Origin of the sequence: Massilimicrobiota sp. SW1139 (genome assembly GCF_012027715.1) — a bacterium.
GTDB classification, from domain to species: Bacteria; Bacillota_I; Bacilli_A; order Erysipelotrichales; family Coprobacillaceae; genus Allocoprobacillus; species Allocoprobacillus merdigallinarum.
The window spans coordinates 117137-136347 of record NZ_SJOR01000002.1; the positions used below are offsets into that span (position 1 = coordinate 117137).

A 19211-nucleotide genomic window follows, 5' to 3' on the forward strand; every position below is an offset into this window, starting at 1 on the left:
TCTGATTTGTTTCATATTTTTTAAATCCATTCATACATTGTATGGGGTGAAATCTATGTGTGGTATTATAACAATCTGTAATTATTCAAAACATTTATTTGATTATGATGAGAAAATCATGACAATGACAAAATTACTGCAAAAACGTGGTCCTGATCATATCGGCTATATGATGACACCACATTGTTTAATGGGACATACACGTTTAGCAATCATTGATTTAAAGAATGGCAATCAGCCTATTCTCTATACCCATCATGAGAAAACATATCGTATGACTTATAATGGTGAAATCTATAATATGACTCAAATCAAGAATCATCTGATTGAATTAGGTTATACTTTTCATACAATGAGTGACAGTGAAGTTGTTTTAGCTGCATATATTGAATATCAGGAACACTGTCTGGACTTATTTGAAGGTATTTTTGCATTTGTCATTGATGATGGACAAAAGCTTTTTGCGGCCAGAGATCCACTAGGTGTCAAACCACTTTACTATACCTTACAAAAAGACACACTTGTCATTGCCAGTGAAATCAAAAGTCTTTTAAGCTATATTGGAAAAGCTGTCGTGGATGAAAATGGTGTGAAAGAATTATTAGGACTGGGACCAAGCTTAACACCAGGATTAACACTTTATAAAGATATATATGCTTTAAGACCTGGCTACTACTTATATTTCCAAAAAACACTGCATATTCAATGTTATTGGAAGCTTCATGATGAATCACATGATGAAAATTTAACTGAAACGATTCAACATGTTCGTCATCTTGTCATTCAAAGCATCCAGCATCAATTATTAAGTGATGTTCCATTATCAACCATGTTATCTGGTGGACTGGATTCTAGTATTATTACAGCCATTACTTCACAATATGTACGTCCACTTTCGACTTACAGCGTGACTTATGAAGATCAGGATAAATATTTCCATGCCTATGATTATCAGACAACAATGGATGATAGTTATATTCAACAGATGGTATCACGTTATGCAACACATCATCATTCTATTGTTTTAAAACAAACTGATTTAATAGAGGCTTTAAGGGAAGCGCTCATTGCCAGAGATATGCCAGGTATGGCGGATATTGATGCAAGTTTTTTACTGTTTTCTAAAGCTATCTCAAAAGAACATAAAGTCACATTATCAGGTGAATGTGCTGATGAAATCTTTGGAGGATATCCATGGTTTTATAAAGAAGAACTCTACAACCAGCCTTATTTTCCTTGGATGCGTGATTTAGATCAGAGATTAAGTATGTTTAATGAAAAAGTCCAAAAATTAAATCTTAAAGACTATATTATTCAACGTTATCAGGAATCCCTACAGGAAATTCATACTGACAATCGTAAAAAACAGCTTATCTATCTCAATACACAATGGTTTATGCAAACACTTTTAACACGTGCTGACAGTCAAACCATGCGTGCTTCCTTAGAAGTCCGTGTTCCATTTGCTTCGACTCAAATTTTACAGTATCTCTATAATATGCCTGAAGCCTATATGTTTGATCAAGGTGAAGAAAAAGGTATTCTCCGTCAGGCATTTGCTGATTTTTTACCAAATGATATTGTGCATCGAAAGAAAAACCCATATCCTAAAACTTATTCTCCTCTATATGAAAAACTTATTGAAGACAAATTAAAAGAATCCCTTAAGGATCCTTCTAATCTCTTATTTCAATTCTTTGATATTCCAAAACTGGAAAACTTCATTCAATCACATGGTCAAAGCTTCACTGCACCATGGTTTGGTCAACTCATGATGGGTCCACAACTTATGGCTTATTTCTATCAAATTTATTTATGGGGAAAAATTTATCATATTCAACTTGAATTTTAAGCAGGGTATCCTGCTTTTTCAATATCTTCATAATAATAAGAATATGGATGTTCTTTGAGATATTCATCAATTGCTTTTCGACCTTTATCAGGATAATTGGTAATCAGTCCACTTACTCCCATATCTAAATACTGTTTCATTTTCTTATTATTATCTACCGTCCATATATAAATAGGAATCATTTGAGATGTTGCCTTTTGGATTAGAGATGTACTCGCACGATTCTCTTCAATCGCTAAAAAATCTATATCCATATCCCAAATACTATTATCTATATCACCAATACTTCCATAAATACAATAACCAACCCACCACTTTGGATATAAATGCTGTAAATAAGCAACACTTTGGTAATGCAGTGACATAAAGATAGCTTGTGATTCAAAATGATATTTTTGTATAATTTTAACAACTTCATCTACCATTTTTCGATAGTTGTCATTGGTTGGCTTGAATTCAATCAGTAATTTGACATCTAACTGTTGTTCCTGCATTTTTTGAATCAGATGTTCTAAAGTGATAGGACTAGCCGTTAATCCCTGGTCATGTAAAGATAGATTTTCAAATTCCTGAGCCGATAATTTTGAAACAGGTGAAGAAGAGTCAGATAATCGAGACATCGTTGTATCATGATAAACAACAGGAATTTGATCTTGTGAAAGCTGAATATCAATTTCCGCAAAATCACTGCCACACTGATTGGCATTTTCAACAGCTTCAAAAGTATTTTCTATGACATATCCTGAACCTCTATGCCCAATCACATAAGGCTTATGTAATCTTGAATCTTGATGCAAATAAACGAAACTTCCAACAATCACACAGACAATACAAATCAAACGAATCGTTTTTTTATAAGTCTGAATCCATTGAATTTGAAAAACACGCTGTTTTATTTTTTCAATCAATGATGTGAAATGATTTTGAATATTAGCTAATGTCTGTTGTAAACGGGTTGTATCCATCTGAACATCCTGAATTGTCATAAAATGCGTTTCATATTGACAAAATAGAGATGCCAGAAATCTTAAAAAGAATATCATTGCAATCACGGATAATAAAAAGACAATTATATATTGAATCACACTATAACGAAATGAAGCAAAATGAACAAAATACTTAATAAAATAAATATTAAAATCTCGATTATGTAACAATGGATAAGGCAAAAGACTCATCATTATATTTTCTATGACTACCCATACGACAATCCATAATAAAATCTGTATTTTTTGATGAAAAGTTATTTGTTTAATCATCTGATAGCTTTTCTTAACTGCTGTGATCAATGAATCATGTTCAATAACCAAATAAAATGGTACAAAAATCATAACTATGAAAAGTCCATAATAAAGCATATATATAAAAAAGATCAGTATTTGTCCTAGCCCTGTTAACTGTAATTCTTTAAAGATAAAAGGAGGTATATTCCATCGAGGAATATAGTTATTCAAATACCCAACATGAACTAATGGTAATAATAAAATAAGGTATAAACCACTCAGTATAAACGTTGGTTTATGTATATTTTTTAAATCTTGAAAGCTTTTTAAAACAATATCTTTTAAATGATAAGACTGCTTTCGATATTCTAATATGACAATTTGTATCACAACATAAAAATTATAATAAACAAGAAGCATCATTGCTAATAATAGTACCAGTAAAATGATGATTCCAGGAATAGATAAAAAAACATCAATCATATTTTGATTAAAAGCAATACTGACTGAAACTTGACTCAAATATTCTTTTAAAATAAATCTTAATAAAGGACTAAAGAAAAAGAGAATCATGAGTTTATAGAAGATTGAAAACTGTAAAACATTTTTTATTAAAGCATCATATTTTTTATCTTTAAGCACCATAACTCCCCCCCTCTCTTTTTCTTTATCATACATAATCTTGTGACTTTGTCAAATCCATTTTTTGAAAATAATATCTATAAATCAAAAGGGTTGCTATCATACTCATCACAGCAATATAAAACTCTGGATTACACCAATCAAAGCTTAATGCTAAATTAAAAGAACCAGAAATGGTGAGGATATGCCATGTTAAAAACTCATAAATTTCCATCATCATAATACCTGTTAAACCAACATAGATCAGCATATAACTCGTTTCACCATAATGTGTCCATATCCCAATCAATGTTAAAATTATACATGCCACTGCAATAGGATTATTTAATAAAATGAGTCCAGAAATATCCTGAACACCTCTCTGTCCACCAAACCAATCCATCAGCATTGTTGATAAACTTATGATAAATATCACTGTCATTAATAATTTTATTTTCATATTGATCACCCATTATCAGTATAATATTTCACTTCTAAAATTTTCTTAAAAAATTCTTAATATTTCTTAAAAATAAAAAAACAAGATCATTCAAGACCTCGTTCCTTCTTTTATTTTCTTTGTTAAATCTTTACAAAAAACTTTCCCTCAAAGCTGTTCATTTAATTTTTTTATCTCTCTTCTCAAAAGACTTCCACCTTAAACAAATACCCATTTTTCATTAAGAAGATAACTATTGGAATCAAACTAACTCCACAACTGTACCAATGTATTATCTCGTCAGGTCATGGAAAATATATTCTCCTAGAAACCAAATATTTTTTTAATCATTAGTTATGGTTGGAAACTTATGGAAACTAAAACAATTCACTTTAATATGAAATTTTGTTGTAAAATCAAGGATTTCTAATATGTATTATCACTTATCAAGTTAAATCGGAAACTTATGGAAACTAAAAATTTATGCCCAATAAGGTTTATAACGTCTCATTTTCATAGAAGCTGTTTCATCATATATTTTAATGTAACCAGCATCAATTGTACTCTTAATAATCTTGGAAATCATAGCTTTCTTGTTGGAACTCACACCAAATCTTTCTCTTAAAACAGCATTAGAAACATCTATTTCATTAATATAACAATAACAAGTATACAAATAACATGTTCTGATTCTATCATCTTTTTTCCAATCACTTATATCATTAAACCAGAATAACTTAATACGAGTAAAATCCTCAGATGTTTCAACCTTTGGTGCAGGTATCTTTAGCTCATTCATTCCTTCTTCCATACGATCAAATCCACTTCCTCGTTCTTCACAGATTCTTACTATTCTAAGAAAAGAAGCCATATTTTCATTTCTAGAATGCGGAGCAGTATCAATAATACGATCAATATCTACCAATAAACTTCCAGGATTTGAAGCTTCTACTCTGGTATCAAAAACTTCTAAAATAGGTCCACTACCATGCACAGCTAAATCTTGATGAATAATCATATTTCCAATCATTTCTCTAATTGCTTTTCTAGGAAACATAATCTTTTCTTCTCTACGACCGCCCTCTATAATTTCTTCTTGAGGAATTAATGTCATTACATAATCAGTAACATCATCAAACTGTATAGCATATCCCTTAGTAAATACCTGTTCTCTTAATGCCTGTGTCCTACTACTTCCTTTATATTGAATAACACGGATGGCTTTACGTTTTAAACGAGAAAAATCATTAATGTTTTTAGCAAATAATAGTGCCCCCCATGTTTGTGATAGCATAATGACCATTATCCATTTCAACAATAAATTGTTCATCTATCATATTATGAATAATACCATCTCGATGACTTGGCAAAGGTAATTCCATAAGAGTGTAATATGCAGCACAATCTAAAAGTTCAGTAACTTTAGAAGCAGAAATATTTTCTATAGCTAACATAAGTTCAAAAGGTTTTTGTTCAAAAGATAGCCATAATTTACGTTCTTTTTCTGGAAAATCTTTAAGTTTCTTCTTATATGATCCCACTCTAATATATTCTTCATCTTTAAAACTCGTAGGTTGACTATGTGCATGTGGAATTTCTAATATCACAATGTTTTTATCATTCATAGAAACTTCAACAAAATGGAAATCAACTCTTGGTTTTAACAATCTAAATAACCAATTTTCTAATTCCTCATTACCAATCTTAAATTGTTTAGGCTTAAATTGAGTACCAACAATGTCATGTGTTCTATCTTCAATTCCCCAAATTATATACGCTTTATCCTTATCACATATTGATGCAGAATGACTTAACGCTGAAATATATTCACCTATAATTTTGGGATCATTGTTATCCACTTTGAACTCAAGCCATTCTCTTTCATTAGGTAAGTTTCTTAACCTTTTAACTAAACTTATATAATACTCTTGTTGTGCATCCATCTAATCACTCACTTTCTTAATTAGTATACGTTATAATTATTGAAAACATATCGTCAAATAAATCAAAATTATCAAATAATTGTACAATATCAATAATCCTTTCTTCTTTAATAAATCATTATTTTACTCCTTGAATAAACATTATTCATTATTAATTTTATCTATACAAATATTATTTCATTTAATAAAAAAATTATATCATAGATTATATATGTATTCATTGATTTTTCTTTAATAAAGTTAAAAATTGAGATTACTTCATATCATGTAAAGATAATCTTAAGGTATTATTATTTTTTCATTTAATCTCAAACATTTCTTCTTGTTTTTTAGTTTCAAGCAATACTCATATACAAAAATTTTTTAACATTATGACTACACTAACCCTTTTTTAATCCACAAATAATTAATAAGTTTTATTATATAGATAAAAGAACAAGATCATTCAAGACCTTGTTCTTTCTTTAATCTTTCTTGTTTATTTTTTTGTGTTTTGATGACTTTTTGACGAGAGAATTCTTCTCTATCTTTTTCATCTAAAGATTCACTAATGAATTTCACTGTTCTTTCAAATTCAGGAATAGAAATGTTTTGCAAAGCATTAGCACGTTTTTGTGTTTTACGAATAGCATTGGCTAAACGATAAACAGCATTTTCTATTTCTGCTAATTTCACAGTTAATTCTTTAACATGATAGAAACATCTATATGCATAATCCACTTTAGAGTTTGCTCTTTCAAAACCATATCCTAAACGAAGAGGTGTTTTTTCATAACTCACTTTTGGAATTTCGACTCCCATAACGCTTCGATAAGTCACACTCAATCCTTCATCAATAGGAACAGCTTCTACAATATCACTGATAATACCAAGTGACATGTTCGCTTCCTGAAGAGCATAATAAGCTTTCTGATAAGAATCTGTAATATCATCTCTGATCAATTTGACATCATCTAATAAATTCATCATTTCCTTGATGAGAACATTTCTTTTTTTATCCATCAAGTCATAACCCAAATATGCGAGTTCTAATGACTTTTTGGTAGCAATCAAATTCCCTTTTGTTGGAAAGACCTGATTAGCCATTATCTACTGCCTGCTGTAACTCTTTAATCATTGTATCTTCTTGAAGATCAAATTGAGCTACTGCCTTTTCATGATCATAGAATTGTTCTAACACCTCATTATCAATACGATCTAATTCATTCTTAGGAAGAACAGATAATAAAGTCCATCCTAAATCTAATGTTTCTTCAATAGATCTGTTTGTATTGAAACCTTGGTTAAGGAAATGCTGTTCAAATAAACGTCCAAATTCCATATATTTTCTATCAACAGGTGTTAATTCATCTTCACCAATAACTGATGTTAATGATTTAACATCCTGAACATGTGCATAAGCTGCAAATAACTGGTTAGATACATCTGAATGATCAGCTCTTGTATATCCTTCACCAATACCATCTTTCATCAAACGTGAAAGTGATGGAAGCACACTGACAGGTGGATAAATACCCATTGAATTCAATTCAGAATCAAGTGTAATCTGACCTTCAGTGATATATCCAGTTAAGTCAGGTACTGGGTGAGTAATGTCATTGTTAGGCATTGTTAAAATTGGAATTTGTGTCACTGATCCTTTTGCTGATTTAGAAATACCAGCTCTTTCATATAATGAAGCTAAGTCAGAATATAAGTATCCTGGATATCCTTTACGTCCAGGAATTTCTCCCTTACTTGAAGAGAATTCACGTAAAGCTTCACAATAAGAAGTGACATCAGTATAAATAACCAAAACATGCATATCATGTTCATAAGCTAAATATTCAGCTGCTGTTAAAGCACAACGTGGTGTTAATGTACGTTCAATGATTGGGTCATTAGACAAGTTCAAGAACATCACAACTCTTTGCATAACCCCAGCTTCTTCAAAAGAACGTCTGAAGTATTCAGCAACGTCATTTGTAACACCCATTGCCGCAAAGACAACTGCAAATCCACTACCATCATCATCTTTAACTTTGGCCTGTTTAACGATTTGTACAGCTAATTGATTGTGTGGTAAACCTGAACCTGAGAAGATTGGTAATTTCTGTCCACGAATCAAAGTTGTTAAACAGTCAATAGATGAAATACCAGTGTTAATATAGTTTCTTGGATAAACACGAGCAACTGGATTTAATGGTTGACCGTTAATATCCATAGATTTTTCAGCATAGATTTCTCCAAGACCATCAATTGGTTTTCCTGCTCCAGAGAACACACGTCCTAAGATTTCCTTAGATACAGGAAGTTCCATTGGATGACCTAATAATCTTGTTTTTGTATTGGCAAGAGATAAAGAGTTTGTTCCTTCAAAAACCTGTACAACAACTCTTTCTCCTTCAATTTGAACGATACGTCCTAAACGAGTTGAACCATCTTTTAATTGTAATTCGACCATTTCGTCATATGAAGCATCTTTAACATGATCTAATACGACTAATGAACCATTAATTTCGTTCAACCCTACATATTGTAGACTCATAACATTTTCCTCCTTTAGTCAATAGATGCAACTGCTTCATCAATTTCTTTATAATAATCATCAAATAAAGCTAAATTATTGTTAGGAACATCATATTTCATTTTGACAACTCTATCAAAAATACCTGTTTCCAAAATCAAACGAATTGGTTTTCCAGCACTGACAACTTCTTTACCACGTTTATATAAGTATAAGATGACTTCCATCATCTTTAATTGTTTTTCTAATGGTACATAAGTATCATCTGGATGGAATGCATTTTGTTGTAAGTAACCAACACGTACTAATTTAGCAACTTCAATTACTAATTTTTGATCATCTGGTAAAACATCAGAACCCATTAATTTGACAATTTCCATTAATTTTGTTTCTTCAGCTAAAATACTTGATAATTCCTGACGATCTCTTAAGAATTTTGGATCAACATTTTTATTGAACCATCTTTCAAGATCAGGAATATATTCACTATAACTTTGATTCCAGTTAATCGCAAAATAGTGACGTGCATAAGCTAAAGCTTTATCCAATGCCCAGAAAGTACGTACGAAACGTTTTGTATTTTGAGTGACTGGTTCAGAGAAGTCAGAACCTTGTGGTGATACGGCACCAATGATTGTGACTGAACCTTTTGTTCCATTTAAGTTATTCATATATCCAGCACGTTCATAGAATTGTGATAAACGTGATGGCAAGTATGCTGGGAATCCTTCTTCAGCAGGCATTTCTTCCAAACGTCCAGAAATTTCACGTAATGCTTCTGCCCAACGAGAAGTTGAATCAGCCATGATAGCGACATGATATCCCATATCACGATAATATTCAGCAAGTGTAACCCCTGTATAAATAGAAGCTTCACGAGCCGCAACTGGCATGTTAGAAGTATTAGCAATCAATACTGTTCTGTCTGTTAAAGGTTTGTTAGATTTAGGGTCAATCAATTCTCTAAATTCTTCAAGAACCTGAGTCATTTCGTTACCACGTTCTCCACAACCTACATAAACAATAATATCCGCATCACACCATTTTGCTAATTGGTGCTGAGTCATTGTTTTTCCAGTACCGAATCCTCCTGGAATAGCAGCTGTTCCACCTTTAGCAATTGGGAACAATGTATCAATAACACGTTGTCCTGTCACTAGTGGCATTGAAATTGGTAAACGTTTTGTAACCGGTCTTGCCTGTTTGATAGGCCATTTTTGTGTTAATGTACATTCCACAATTTCACCATCTGCCGTTTCAATTTTCATGACAACATCATCAATTTTGTATTGTCCAGATGGAGCCACTTCAATAACTTTTCCTTTTGTATATGGTGATACCATACATTTATGAGTGATTAAGTCAGTTTCAGGAATTGTAGCATAAATATCTCCACCTTTGACTTCATCACCAACTTTCGCAACCATTGTCACATCCCATAATTTATTTTTATCCAATGGATCAACATGGCTACCAGTTGGAATGAAAGCACCAGATTCTTTTGCAATTTCTTCTAGTGGTCTTTCAATCCCATCAAAAATATTTCTTAAGATACCAGGACCTAAAGTAACAGAAATAGGTTGTCCAGTTCCATACACAGGTTCTCCTGGTTTTAATCCTGTTGTTGTTTCATAAACCTGAATTGTTGTTAATTCTTTTTTGATAGAGATAACTTCTCCAATCAATCTCGCATTACCAACATAAACCATTTCTAACATAGAAAAGGCATTTGTATCTTTGACTGTAACAACGGGACCATTGATTGAATAAATTACATTTTCATTCACACTCATACCTCCCGTTTCTATCTAATAATTAATCCAGAATTTTTATTAAACCAATCTTTTTGATTATTTAAAGCAAAATCTAAAGTTTCATCAACAACTAAAGAAGATGCTTTATTTTCAAGAATAAATCCACCAATTTGAATATCATCACTTGCTTGAACTTCAATATCAGTTCCAAAAGCTTTCACAAACGCATCTTTGTTTTTGAAATCATCATGAGATACATACATGATAGATTGTGAATCTTTAAAATTTTCAGCAACACGTTGAATTTTTGCTTCTACAAAAGGTAAATATTCATCACTTTTGACAAAAGCTTTTAATTCATCACGTGCCTGATCAAAGATGTTTTTCACATATTCATCTCTTTTTTCAATTAATTTTTTTGTTCTTTCAATATGACTTTCAGAAATTTCTGCAGAAGCATTAGAACTCATTTCTTCTTCTTCCTGTTTCAATTTTAAATCAGCATCTCTTTTCGCTTCTGCTTTCATAGATTCATAAGCTTCATCTTCAAGAGCTTTCACTTCATTTAAAATTGCCTGTTCTTCGCTTTTTGCCTGTCTTTCAATTTCATCTTTCATATAGAGAAATACTTGATCAATATTTTGCATAATCTATCTCTCCTATAATTTCACTCCAATAGCTTCAGATACATAACCGTCGATTGTTTCACCAATCTTAGAATTTCCATGACGGTCAGGTATTTCTGTAATGAGTGGTTTTTGTTGTTTTAATTTAATCTCTGATATAATATCTGGACACATATCAACTAATTTTGTAGTCACTAAGATAATGGCAATGGATGAATCTCTCATCTTTGACTGTAAAACTTCAAGAAAATCTTTTCTTGTATGCACAACCACACCTTCAATACCTACAAGTCTTAGTCCCATTAATGTATCAATATTATCGCTGATTAAGAAAAATTTCATATAATCAGACCTTTCTTATAAAAATTATAAAGCGTTGATAATTAAGATTGAAATTAATAACCCGTAAATGGCAACCCCTTCACCTAAGGCAACGAAAATCAATGCTTTACCGAAGTTGTTATCATTTTCAGAGAAAGCTCCAATAGCAGCAGGAGCAGCAGCAGCAACGGCAATACCTGCACCTAATGCAGAACATCCAGTTGCTAATGCAGCAGCTAGAAATCCCATACCTTGAGCAACTGTACCAACAATAGAAGCACCTTCAGCTGCGAATGCAGAACCCATTGATAAACATAAAGTTAAAGCAACAGCTCCAAAGAATCCTCCAATATGAGTCATTAAACGCCATTTTGCACTTTCTTTGCTTACTTTAGAAGTAAACATTCTCACTAATGGTAAAGATAATAAAACAACAGCAATAGCAGGTAAAATAAACATAACTAAATTCATAATTTTTTTCCTCCAAATATTTCTTTTTTATTTTTCTTTAATTGATTGAAAAGGTTTTCCCTTTCCTTCATAGTAACGAGAGAACATTTCATAGAACTCTAGACGTAATACCTGAATACCAACAATCATACCTTCTAGACACATAACGAAGATATTACCAATAATAGCGACTAAAATATATCCAAAATTAATAATTTCTGGACCACCAGCAACCATTTCAGCTAATGTGTAGACAACCATCATCATCCCAGCATGTGATAAGACGAATCCACCAACACGTAAGAATGACATTGTATTGGCAATGAATGTCAGCATAACTTCAAATAATTCAAAGAAGGCTTCTGTAAAGAATGCTCCAAAACCATGTGGGAACATCTTTTCTCCTTCAAGTTTATGACATAATGGTTCTTTTAGGAAAATCATCACCACTGGCATCGCAATCAACAATGCAATATAGACTGGTCCTCCAAGTGGTAAATTCATTCCTACAAGCATATTGGCAACTAATAATAAGACTGAAACATAGAACACAAGTCCAGCTACACCATTTTGAGAGAATAACATTTCTCCCCAGTTTTTCTTCTTAAGATTTAAGAAGATATTAAATGCGATAGAAATAATAATCAATACAACCCCTGTCGCAATGGCCGCCATCAATAATGTCATCGTATTTTCTGATTCCATCGGCAAAAACATTGGTTCCATAAAATGCTCAAACAATGCTTCACTACCAAAGATAGATCCAAAAACAAATCCAAAGATTGTACTTGAAATACCTAAACGTACTCCTACAGCTCCTAGCTGCATACCTTTCCATTTATAGAAGAAGTATCCAACTAATGATAAAACAATCCCTTGTCCAACATCACCGAACATCATACCAAATAAGAAAGTATATGTAATCGCAACTAAGTTTGTTGGATCAAAGTCGGTATATGATGGAACACCATACATTTCAACAAACATTCTAAACGGTCTTGAAAACCAGTTATTTTTAAGTTTTGTTGGTGGTGTCAAACGTGAATCACTCATTGGTGAACTGATTTCCACTTTGACATCATCTAACTTTTCAAATTCTTCTTTGATATTCTTTGCATCTTTTTCTTCAGCAAAACCATAAACGGCAGCATTTTTACCAAAGACAACAACATATTTTTGAGCATCATATGTTTCATTTAATTTCTTAGAAATAGAATAAATATGATTCATTTCTTCCATATTTTCACTAAACAATTTTTCAATTCTTGAATCAAGAACCTGAATATATTGTTTAGCTGTGTCATCTTCTTCTTTTAAAACTTCTAATGCTTCTTTTGGTTTACCATGAACGAATTCAGGAATATGAATACGTTCAAAATATAATGAAGAGAAAATGTTATCAATTTCAGGAGCATTATCAGCTGTTGAAATATAACTACAATAAGTTTCTTTTGTTCCTTTATGAAGAACTTTAAATAAGAATTTCTGTTCTCCATAATATTTTAATTTATCTAAATTCATTGTTGGTAAACGACCAAAACGAATTTGTAAATATTTACAAGAGAATAATCTATCAAAATCAATATTTGCATCAATCATATGCTCTAATTGAGAGATTGTTGCTTCATTCTCTTGAATCATTGCGAGTAAATCTTCTTTGACTTTTTCAATCTGTGCAGCTTTTTCTAATACATTACAGAAAAATGTATCAGCTTGAATAATATTCATACGAACATTATCAACATCAGCACATTTTAATTGAAGATGATATTTATCCCTTGCTTCTTCCATTCTTGCGATTAAATCAGCATATGGATTTTCACGATTTAAAACCGATAACCCTTGTACTGAATCAGCAAATTTTGAAGCTGGCTCGGGATGAAAATTATCAAGATTAATGAGCTTTAATAACACGGCATCATACTGCTGTGCTGGAAATTCAATTTCCAAAAGCTTTAATTTTGCTATTGCCATATATTTCTCCCTTCCTTATTCTGCTTTTTTCTTTAAAATTGACTTTGCCAAAACAAACACAAGGCAAGCAACAATCACAATAGCAAATGGCATGATTGGTAAATTAATATGTGCTTCATACACACAACCAAAATACACAAGAAGTGCATAAACAATAATCAAACCACAAATTCCCTTCATGGAAAGGACTTTCTCCATTGTTGAATCTTGTAGATACATTTTCTTAAATGCACCAATTGTAAAAGTTCCAACAATCAAAAGAATAATTCCATCAACAAGTTTATAAACTGTTGACAATGGTAATGCTATGGCTGGATAAAGACTGATTGTATAGAAAACATCTCCATAAATAAGTCCTCCAAGCAGTGCTGCTACACCAAGTGAAAGAAATAAATTTCCCATTTTTTTCTTTCTCATAAGAAGTCCAAGCAACGCAAGTATAGCTCCAACTCCTAAGTCCCCCAAAAAGATAATAAAGACTGCATAATAAAGTACTGCAATAGCGATTGTTGTATCAATCTTATCTGATTGCTTCACTTTACTTAGCATTTCAAATGGTCTGACAATTTTCGCATTGTGTACAACTGTTGGAGCCACAACTTGCTGATGATCTAAAATATCAGCTGGTAGTTCCTGATACTCCATACCGTTGATATGTTTTAACATATCTTTGAATTCTTCAATCATACGTTTTGGAATAAATCCATAAATTGCACACTTACTTTGGAAATCCACAACAAAGACTTTAAATGATTCTATTCTTTGTAAGAATAATCCTGTTGAATAAAGTTTCAACAAATCAACTTTGTGTGTTTCTCTTAAAATTGTCATCTTTTGATCCATGCGTAAGATATATTCAGTCATCGCATGAACTTCTTCTTCTAATTCCTTTTTTGCATCATTGACTTTCCCATGTACAAATGAAGGAATCACTATTTCTTCAAATCCTAACGCTTTAAATATATTGTCTACTTCCAGCAATAAGTTATTTGTAACAATATAACAACAATATACATACTGACGGTCTTCACCTAATTTATTAAAAATAAATGGTCGACCTTCATAATATTTAATTTTATCAAGATTTTGTCTATGAAAACGTCCAAATCTGGCTTTTACATATTGACAATTCAATAAATGATCAAGATCCACATCACTCAATGTTAATCTTGTTAAGATTTCTAATGTTTTTTCATTTTCATCTTTTTCAGTAATCAATTGATCTTGAACATCTTTGATATTTTTGATTTGAGCTTCTAAATCACTTAAATATTGATCTGTCTGATCAAGATTTAATGTTTTATCAGGAGCCAAATCTTTATTCAAATCCAACTTCATATCAGATGCAACCTGAATCAAACGATCCAATAATTTTGTATAGGCATTATCTTCCTGTAATGCATGTACCCCTTTAACATTATTGACAATCTTTGAAGCAGGTTGAGGATAAAAGTACTTGGAATCTTTGAGTGTAAATAAGACCTGATCCAAATCATGACGATCAAAAGTCATATTTAACAATATCATTTCTTCTATAGCCATATCTTGTCCCCCTAATAGATGAGCATCGCTTCAATCTGACTCGGTGCCTCTCCATATCTTAAACCTTCAATAATATGTTTAAGATTATCAATTTCTACTTGATATACAATTTTATATGTCATATAAACCAATGCACTGTCTGTTGAAAATCTCATGAAACGTCTGGCTAAATTATATCTGATCTTTTCTGTATAATATTCAATATATACAAATTCATGATCATCTACATATAATTTATAAGGTGACTCAGCTAGTTTTCTTAAAAACTCACTGGCATCCTTTGTTTCAATCAGTTCATACATAACACTTTTTGGAATACGGCTATATTCCATAAATAATGTTTCTCTAATTTGATCTGGTGTGGCATTGAAATATTTCTTTAGACGATATATCTTTGTAATATTCTGTAATTCTATAGATGTATTGATCATTGTTAATAAATCTTTACGTTTTTTTCCTCTATACAGCTTATTAACGACATCAACATACTGCGCATAATAAATATGCTTTAATTCTAACTCTAACATATTAGAATCAAATCTTTCATCATCTTCAGGCTTATATTTGAGTAATGCATCATAATACTTTGTTCCTTTTAATAAAAATAACAAACTATCATAATCATTAATAGCCAATAAACCATATAGATCAAAGCTTGCATATTTATTCAAATATTCTGGAATTTCAATTTCATAACCTGTGTAATAATCAGATACAATCAATCTTGCTTTTGTTAAAATCAATTGAATCTCTAATTCCATAACACCTAAGCGATAAAATTCTAATTCCTTTTTTGAAGCAAATCTCATCAAACGATCAAGTCTTAAAAAGATTTCTTTATTTAATAAAGCTTCTAACTGACCACGATGAATATTCACTTCTTTTAAATCAGCTAATATACCACTATAAGCTGTTTCACTTTTTAAATAAGCAACTAAATCATTAATGCTTCTTCTTTTTAAAAGCTCTTCATAATTTTGTTCAGTTAATCTATGTGAATACATAGAACGAGCTTTGGCAAGAATAGCATTTGATGAAAAAGAACTCATACGCTCACCTCTTCTCTATATTTCTTTACAACGATTAACAATGGTAGAAACCCACTCATCTTTATTCTTTTCGTAAAGACTAGAGAGCTGATTTAGTGATTCTTTGTACTCTTGTTCATTTTTGACTCTTGTTTCTTGAATCTTTGCTTCTAATTCTTTTTTATGAGCATCAATTTTCACTTGATATTCTTTGACAAAAGAATCATAGATTTCTTTTTTCTTAGCATTCATATTGGCTTGAACATCTTGTTTTTTCTTCTTAGCTTCTTCAACCCTTTTTGAACACTCTAAATCTACTGAAACAATATCATCAATAATTTTGTCCAAAATAATCCCTCCTCACTTTAATCATTTATTCTCACATAGTTTACTCCTATTTTTTTAACATTTCAAGCAAAACAGTACTTTGTAAAAAAGAATAAAAAACAGTTATATCTTATCAATTTTTCTTATTATGATAAAAAAGTTGTTCAAGTATATTTTTCACTCATTTCATCAATATTTTTTAACTTTCCTATCATATATGATATTTTCATTAAGCCTTAGAATAATGAACATGTTGTCGTTTCCATTGTTGATTTTCTTTCACAATCACCTGTGTTTCTAGGCCTTGTATTCCATAAGGCTCACGGGTATCTCTTTTGATATATTGTGTCTGATATTCAAAAACAACAATAGCCATAGCATCATTGATATGATGAACGTTTACTTGCTTTGTTACTCATTCAATAGATAAATATGATTTTTGAATTCTATCAATCAAAAAATTCTGATAGATACTTCCATTCCTTCATAAACATTTGCAATAGAAATTAAACAACATTTCAATTCACTTTTAATCATAAAAAAACTGTAACATGTCTCAAAGTCCTGTTACAGTTTTTATTGTGTTTATTTTGTTTGAGGTGTTCTAAACATAATATAAATAGGTACAGCCAATAAAACACTACCACCTATAATATTTCCAAGTGTTGATATGAGCATATGTAGTGGAAGCATTGACCAGTCAATTGTTGAACCTAGCTGTGTGATTCCCATTGTAAAAATACCACCATTTGCAATACAGTGTTCAAATCCTGGTAAAACAAATGTCATAACCAAAATCATAATCACAATTAATCTTGCTGTTTCATCTTTAATCTTAACTCCTGAATATGCTGCAACACAAACAACGAAGTTACACAAAATTCCTTTGATTAATAAATCAATGACATCAAAATTTAACTTAGATTCCATAATTCCCTTTAAATAAGGTTGCATAATCGCTTCTTGAGCACCACTTTTAATAAATAAGAAACAAATCAAAGATATACCAATCATATTTCCTATATAACAGACAACCCACATTGGCATAATCTCTCTTAATTTCATGTCACCTCTTAGTACAGGCATGATTGTTACAAAACAATTTCCAGTAAATAATTCAGCACCTAGATAAACAATAGCTACTAAACCAATTCCAAAAGACGCAGCCACAGCGATCTTTCCAACAACACTATGTTCACTTAACATAGCCCCTAATGTATAAGATAAAATAGCAGCCAATCCTAAATAAGCTCCTGCCATAAATGCTCTTACAAAGAAACGTTTTGGATCTGTTTTCATTAAATTGATTTTAATATTTGCTAATTTACAAAGTGTTTCAATATCACCAATCATAGTCCCTCTCCTTTAAACCAAAAACATTATATAAGATACGACAAAAAAAGGCAAAACTTTTTCCATGTTTTTCTAAAAAGTTCTTTCTTTGGCTTCAATGTAAATATTTTTTTAAGTTTGTGTTAAAACTTTACATAAACTTAACATAATATATATGTAATATTAACGATAGTTTACAAGAAATTTGTTAAAGTATGAGTGATTAAAAATAAAGGATGGAATCAATAATGAAAAAGTTTGGAATATTAGTTATAGTCTTTATAGTTTGTTTAGCATTTCTTGGATTTTCAGCCAATGCTGATATAGAAACACAAAAAATCAGTTTAAATGGTTCAACATCTATGGAGAAAATGATCAATGCTATTAAAGAAGGCATTGAAGAAAATTATCCAGAATTATCGCTAGAACCACAGTTCACTGGTTCAAGTGCTGGGATTGAAGCTGTTCTCAATGGAACTGCTGATATTGGTAATTCTTCTCGTTATCTCAAAGATGCTGAAAAAGAAAAAGGTTTAACAGAAAATATTGTAGCTATTGATGCGATTGTGATTGTGACAGATACACAAAATAAAGTCGATAACTTAACAACTCAACAGTTAATAGATATTTATAAAGGAAAAATTCGTAACTGGAAAGAAGTTGGAGGAGAAGATCTTCCTATTGTTGTGATTGGTCGTGAATCTGGTTCTGGGACACGTAGCGCTTTTGAAGAAATATTGAATATTGAAGAACAATGTCAATATGCCAATGAAATCAATGAAACTGGTCCCATCATTGCGAAAGTCCAATCTATTCCTGGGGCTATTGGTTATGTATCATTAGATGTTATTGATGAAACAGTAAAACCACTATCTATTGATGGTGTTCAAGCCAGTGAAGAAACAATTCAAAATGGACAATATTCTTTACAAAGACCATTTGTGATGGCAACTAGAGGAGCTATCAGTCAGCAAAATGAAAATATTCAACATCTTTTCCAATTCATTCAAAGTGAAGACGGACAAAAAATCATACGTGCTGTTGGTCTTGTTCCTGTTGTTGAATAAAGAATCAATAAGAGAGTCTTATTTTCAATATTGAAGATAAGACTCTCTTTTTTATTTTGTCATTGATAAAAAAAGTGGCTATGATATTGACACTTATATTTATCTTTTATATACTAAATATCGTTCATACACTGGTTCGAGAGCCAAACCCAGTATAAAAAACTAAGGAAAAGAGATGGCTCACCATCTCTTTTCTGGCTTCTAAC

General features: G+C 31.2%; 17 protein-coding genes, 1 pseudogene and 1 riboswitch. Of the genes and pseudogenes, 2 read left to right on the top strand and 16 right to left on the bottom strand.

Annotation, left to right across the window (positions count from 1 at the left end; all coding sequences use genetic code 11):
- Nucleotides 1–55: 55 nt before the first annotated feature.
- Complete coding sequence (asnB, locus tag E0K96_RS01910) at nt 56–1852, top strand: asparagine synthase (glutamine-hydrolyzing) (RefSeq protein WP_168080772.1); 1797 nt, start codon at nt 56–58, stop codon at nt 1850–1852.
- Here the strand turns inward: asnB and E0K96_RS01915 are convergent.
- The 16 genes and pseudogenes from E0K96_RS01915 to E0K96_RS01990 form a co-directional block, all read right to left on the bottom strand.
- Nucleotides 1849–3720, bottom strand: a complete 1872-nt coding sequence (locus E0K96_RS01915) for a glycerophosphodiester phosphodiesterase family protein (protein ID WP_168080774.1) — start codon at nt 3718–3720, stop codon at nt 1849–1851. The two genes, asnB and E0K96_RS01915, sit on opposite strands and share 4 nt — an antisense overlap.
- Before the next feature lie 25 nt (nt 3721–3745).
- The gene (locus E0K96_RS01920; protein ID WP_168080776.1) at nt 3746–4156 is read right to left on the bottom strand and encodes a hypothetical protein; all 411 of its coding nucleotides are present in this window, start codon (nt 4154–4156) and stop codon (nt 3746–3748) included.
- 460 nt (nt 4157–4616) lie between these two features.
- Nucleotides 4617–5429, bottom strand: a complete 813-nt coding sequence (locus E0K96_RS01925; protein WP_168080778.1) for an ATP-binding protein — start codon at nt 5427–5429, stop codon at nt 4617–4619.
- Entirely contained in the window at nt 5392–6078 is a 687-nt protein-coding gene (locus E0K96_RS01930) for an AlbA family DNA-binding domain-containing protein (RefSeq protein ID WP_168080780.1), read from the bottom strand. Before E0K96_RS01930 ends, E0K96_RS01925 begins: the two co-directional genes overlap by 38 nt.
- A gap of 441 nt (nt 6079–6519) precedes the next feature.
- Complete coding sequence (locus tag E0K96_RS01935) at nt 6520–7164, bottom strand: V-type ATP synthase subunit D (protein ID WP_087244122.1); 645 nt, start codon at nt 7162–7164, stop codon at nt 6520–6522.
- Nucleotides 7157–8605, bottom strand: coding sequence for a V-type ATP synthase subunit B (locus E0K96_RS01940; protein ID WP_168080782.1), 1449 nt, complete (start codon nt 8603–8605; stop codon nt 7157–7159). The genes E0K96_RS01935 and E0K96_RS01940 overlap by 8 nt, the downstream gene beginning before the upstream one ends.
- A 14-nt stretch (nt 8606–8619) precedes the next feature.
- Nucleotides 8620–10371, bottom strand: coding sequence for a V-type ATP synthase subunit A (locus E0K96_RS01945; protein ID WP_168080784.1), 1752 nt, complete (start codon nt 10369–10371; stop codon nt 8620–8622).
- A gap of 17 nt (nt 10372–10388) precedes the next feature.
- Nucleotides 10389–10985, bottom strand: a complete 597-nt coding sequence (locus E0K96_RS01950) for a V-type ATP synthase subunit E (RefSeq protein ID WP_168080786.1) — start codon at nt 10983–10985, stop codon at nt 10389–10391.
- Between the two features lie 12 nt (nt 10986–10997).
- The gene (locus E0K96_RS01955; protein WP_087244118.1) at nt 10998–11306 is read right to left on the bottom strand and encodes a V-type ATP synthase subunit F; all 309 of its coding nucleotides are present in this window, start codon (nt 11304–11306) and stop codon (nt 10998–11000) included.
- A 24-nt stretch (nt 11307–11330) separates the two neighbouring features.
- Nucleotides 11331–11756 (bottom strand): ATP synthase subunit C, encoded by a 426-nt coding sequence (locus tag E0K96_RS01960; protein WP_087296817.1) that lies wholly within the window; start codon nt 11754–11756, stop codon nt 11331–11333.
- 27 nt (nt 11757–11783) lie between these two features.
- Complete coding sequence (locus E0K96_RS01965) at nt 11784–13709, bottom strand: V-type ATP synthase subunit I (RefSeq protein ID WP_129738119.1); 1926 nt, start codon at nt 13707–13709, stop codon at nt 11784–11786.
- A 15-nt stretch (nt 13710–13724) separates the two neighbouring features.
- On the bottom strand, nt 13725–15251 hold the full coding sequence (locus tag E0K96_RS01970; protein WP_168080788.1) for a V-type ATP synthase subunit I: 1527 nt from the start codon (nt 15249–15251) through the stop codon (nt 13725–13727).
- A gap of 11 nt (nt 15252–15262) precedes the next feature.
- Complete coding sequence (locus tag E0K96_RS01975; protein WP_087296820.1) at nt 15263–16300, bottom strand: V0D/AC39 family V-type ATPase subunit; 1038 nt, start codon at nt 16298–16300, stop codon at nt 15263–15265.
- A 15-nt stretch (nt 16301–16315) separates the two neighbouring features.
- Complete coding sequence (locus tag E0K96_RS01980; RefSeq protein WP_087244114.1) at nt 16316–16627, bottom strand: hypothetical protein; 312 nt, start codon at nt 16625–16627, stop codon at nt 16316–16318.
- Between the two features lie 208 nt (nt 16628–16835).
- A pseudogene (locus tag E0K96_RS01985) lies at nt 16836–16997 on the bottom strand (hypothetical protein); the annotation flags it as partial.
- A gap of 194 nt (nt 16998–17191) precedes the next feature.
- Nucleotides 17192–17959, bottom strand: coding sequence for a formate/nitrite transporter family protein (locus tag E0K96_RS01990; protein WP_168080792.1), 768 nt, complete (start codon nt 17957–17959; stop codon nt 17192–17194).
- A gap of 227 nt (nt 17960–18186) precedes the next feature.
- Here E0K96_RS01990 and E0K96_RS01995 point away from each other — a divergent pair, with 227 nt between their 5' ends.
- Nucleotides 18187–19005, top strand: coding sequence for a phosphate ABC transporter substrate-binding protein (locus E0K96_RS01995; RefSeq protein ID WP_168080794.1), 819 nt, complete (start codon nt 18187–18189; stop codon nt 19003–19005).
- A 125-nt stretch (nt 19006–19130) separates the two neighbouring features.
- Nucleotides 19131–19177: riboswitch (PreQ1 riboswitch) on the top strand.
- Nucleotides 19178–19211: the final 34 nt, after the last annotated feature.

Bases quoted from the DNA above. Each gene is read 5' to 3' on its own strand.
- asnB (WP_168080772.1), top strand. From the start codon at position 56: ATGTGTGGTATTATAACAATCTGTAATTATTCAAAACATTTATTTGAT.
- E0K96_RS01915 (WP_168080774.1), bottom strand. From the start codon at position 3,720: ATGGTGCTTAAAGATAAAAAATATGATGCTTTAATAAAAAATGTTTTA.
- E0K96_RS01920 (WP_168080776.1), bottom strand. From the start codon at position 4,156: ATGAAAATAAAATTATTAATGACAGTGATATTTATCATAAGTTTATCA.
- E0K96_RS01925 (WP_168080778.1), bottom strand. From the start codon at position 5,429: ATGCTATCACAAACATGGGGGGCACTATTATTTGCTAAAAACATTAAT.
- E0K96_RS01930 (WP_168080780.1), bottom strand. From the start codon at position 6,078: ATGGATGCACAACAAGAGTATTATATAAGTTTAGTTAAAAGGTTAAGA.
- E0K96_RS01935 (WP_087244122.1), bottom strand. From the start codon at position 7,164: ATGGCTAATCAGGTCTTTCCAACAAAAGGGAATTTGATTGCTACCAAA.
- E0K96_RS01940 (WP_168080782.1), bottom strand. From the start codon at position 8,605: ATGAGTCTACAATATGTAGGGTTGAACGAAATTAATGGTTCATTAGTC.
- E0K96_RS01950 (WP_168080786.1), bottom strand. From the start codon at position 10,985: ATGCAAAATATTGATCAAGTATTTCTCTATATGAAAGATGAAATTGAA.
- E0K96_RS01955 (WP_087244118.1), bottom strand. From the start codon at position 11,306: ATGAAATTTTTCTTAATCAGCGATAATATTGATACATTAATGGGACTA.
- E0K96_RS01960 (WP_087296817.1), bottom strand. From the start codon at position 11,756: ATGAATTTAGTTATGTTTATTTTACCTGCTATTGCTGTTGTTTTATTA.
- E0K96_RS01965 (WP_129738119.1), bottom strand. From the start codon at position 13,709: ATGGCAATAGCAAAATTAAAGCTTTTGGAAATTGAATTTCCAGCACAG.
- E0K96_RS01970 (WP_168080788.1), bottom strand. From the start codon at position 15,251: ATGGCTATAGAAGAAATGATATTGTTAAATATGACTTTTGATCGTCAT.
- E0K96_RS01975 (WP_087296820.1), bottom strand. From the start codon at position 16,300: ATGAGTTCTTTTTCATCAAATGCTATTCTTGCCAAAGCTCGTTCTATG.
- E0K96_RS01990 (WP_168080792.1), bottom strand. From the start codon at position 17,959: ATGATTGGTGATATTGAAACACTTTGTAAATTAGCAAATATTAAAATC.
- E0K96_RS01995 (WP_168080794.1), top strand. From the start codon at position 18,187: ATGAAAAAGTTTGGAATATTAGTTATAGTCTTTATAGTTTGTTTAGCA.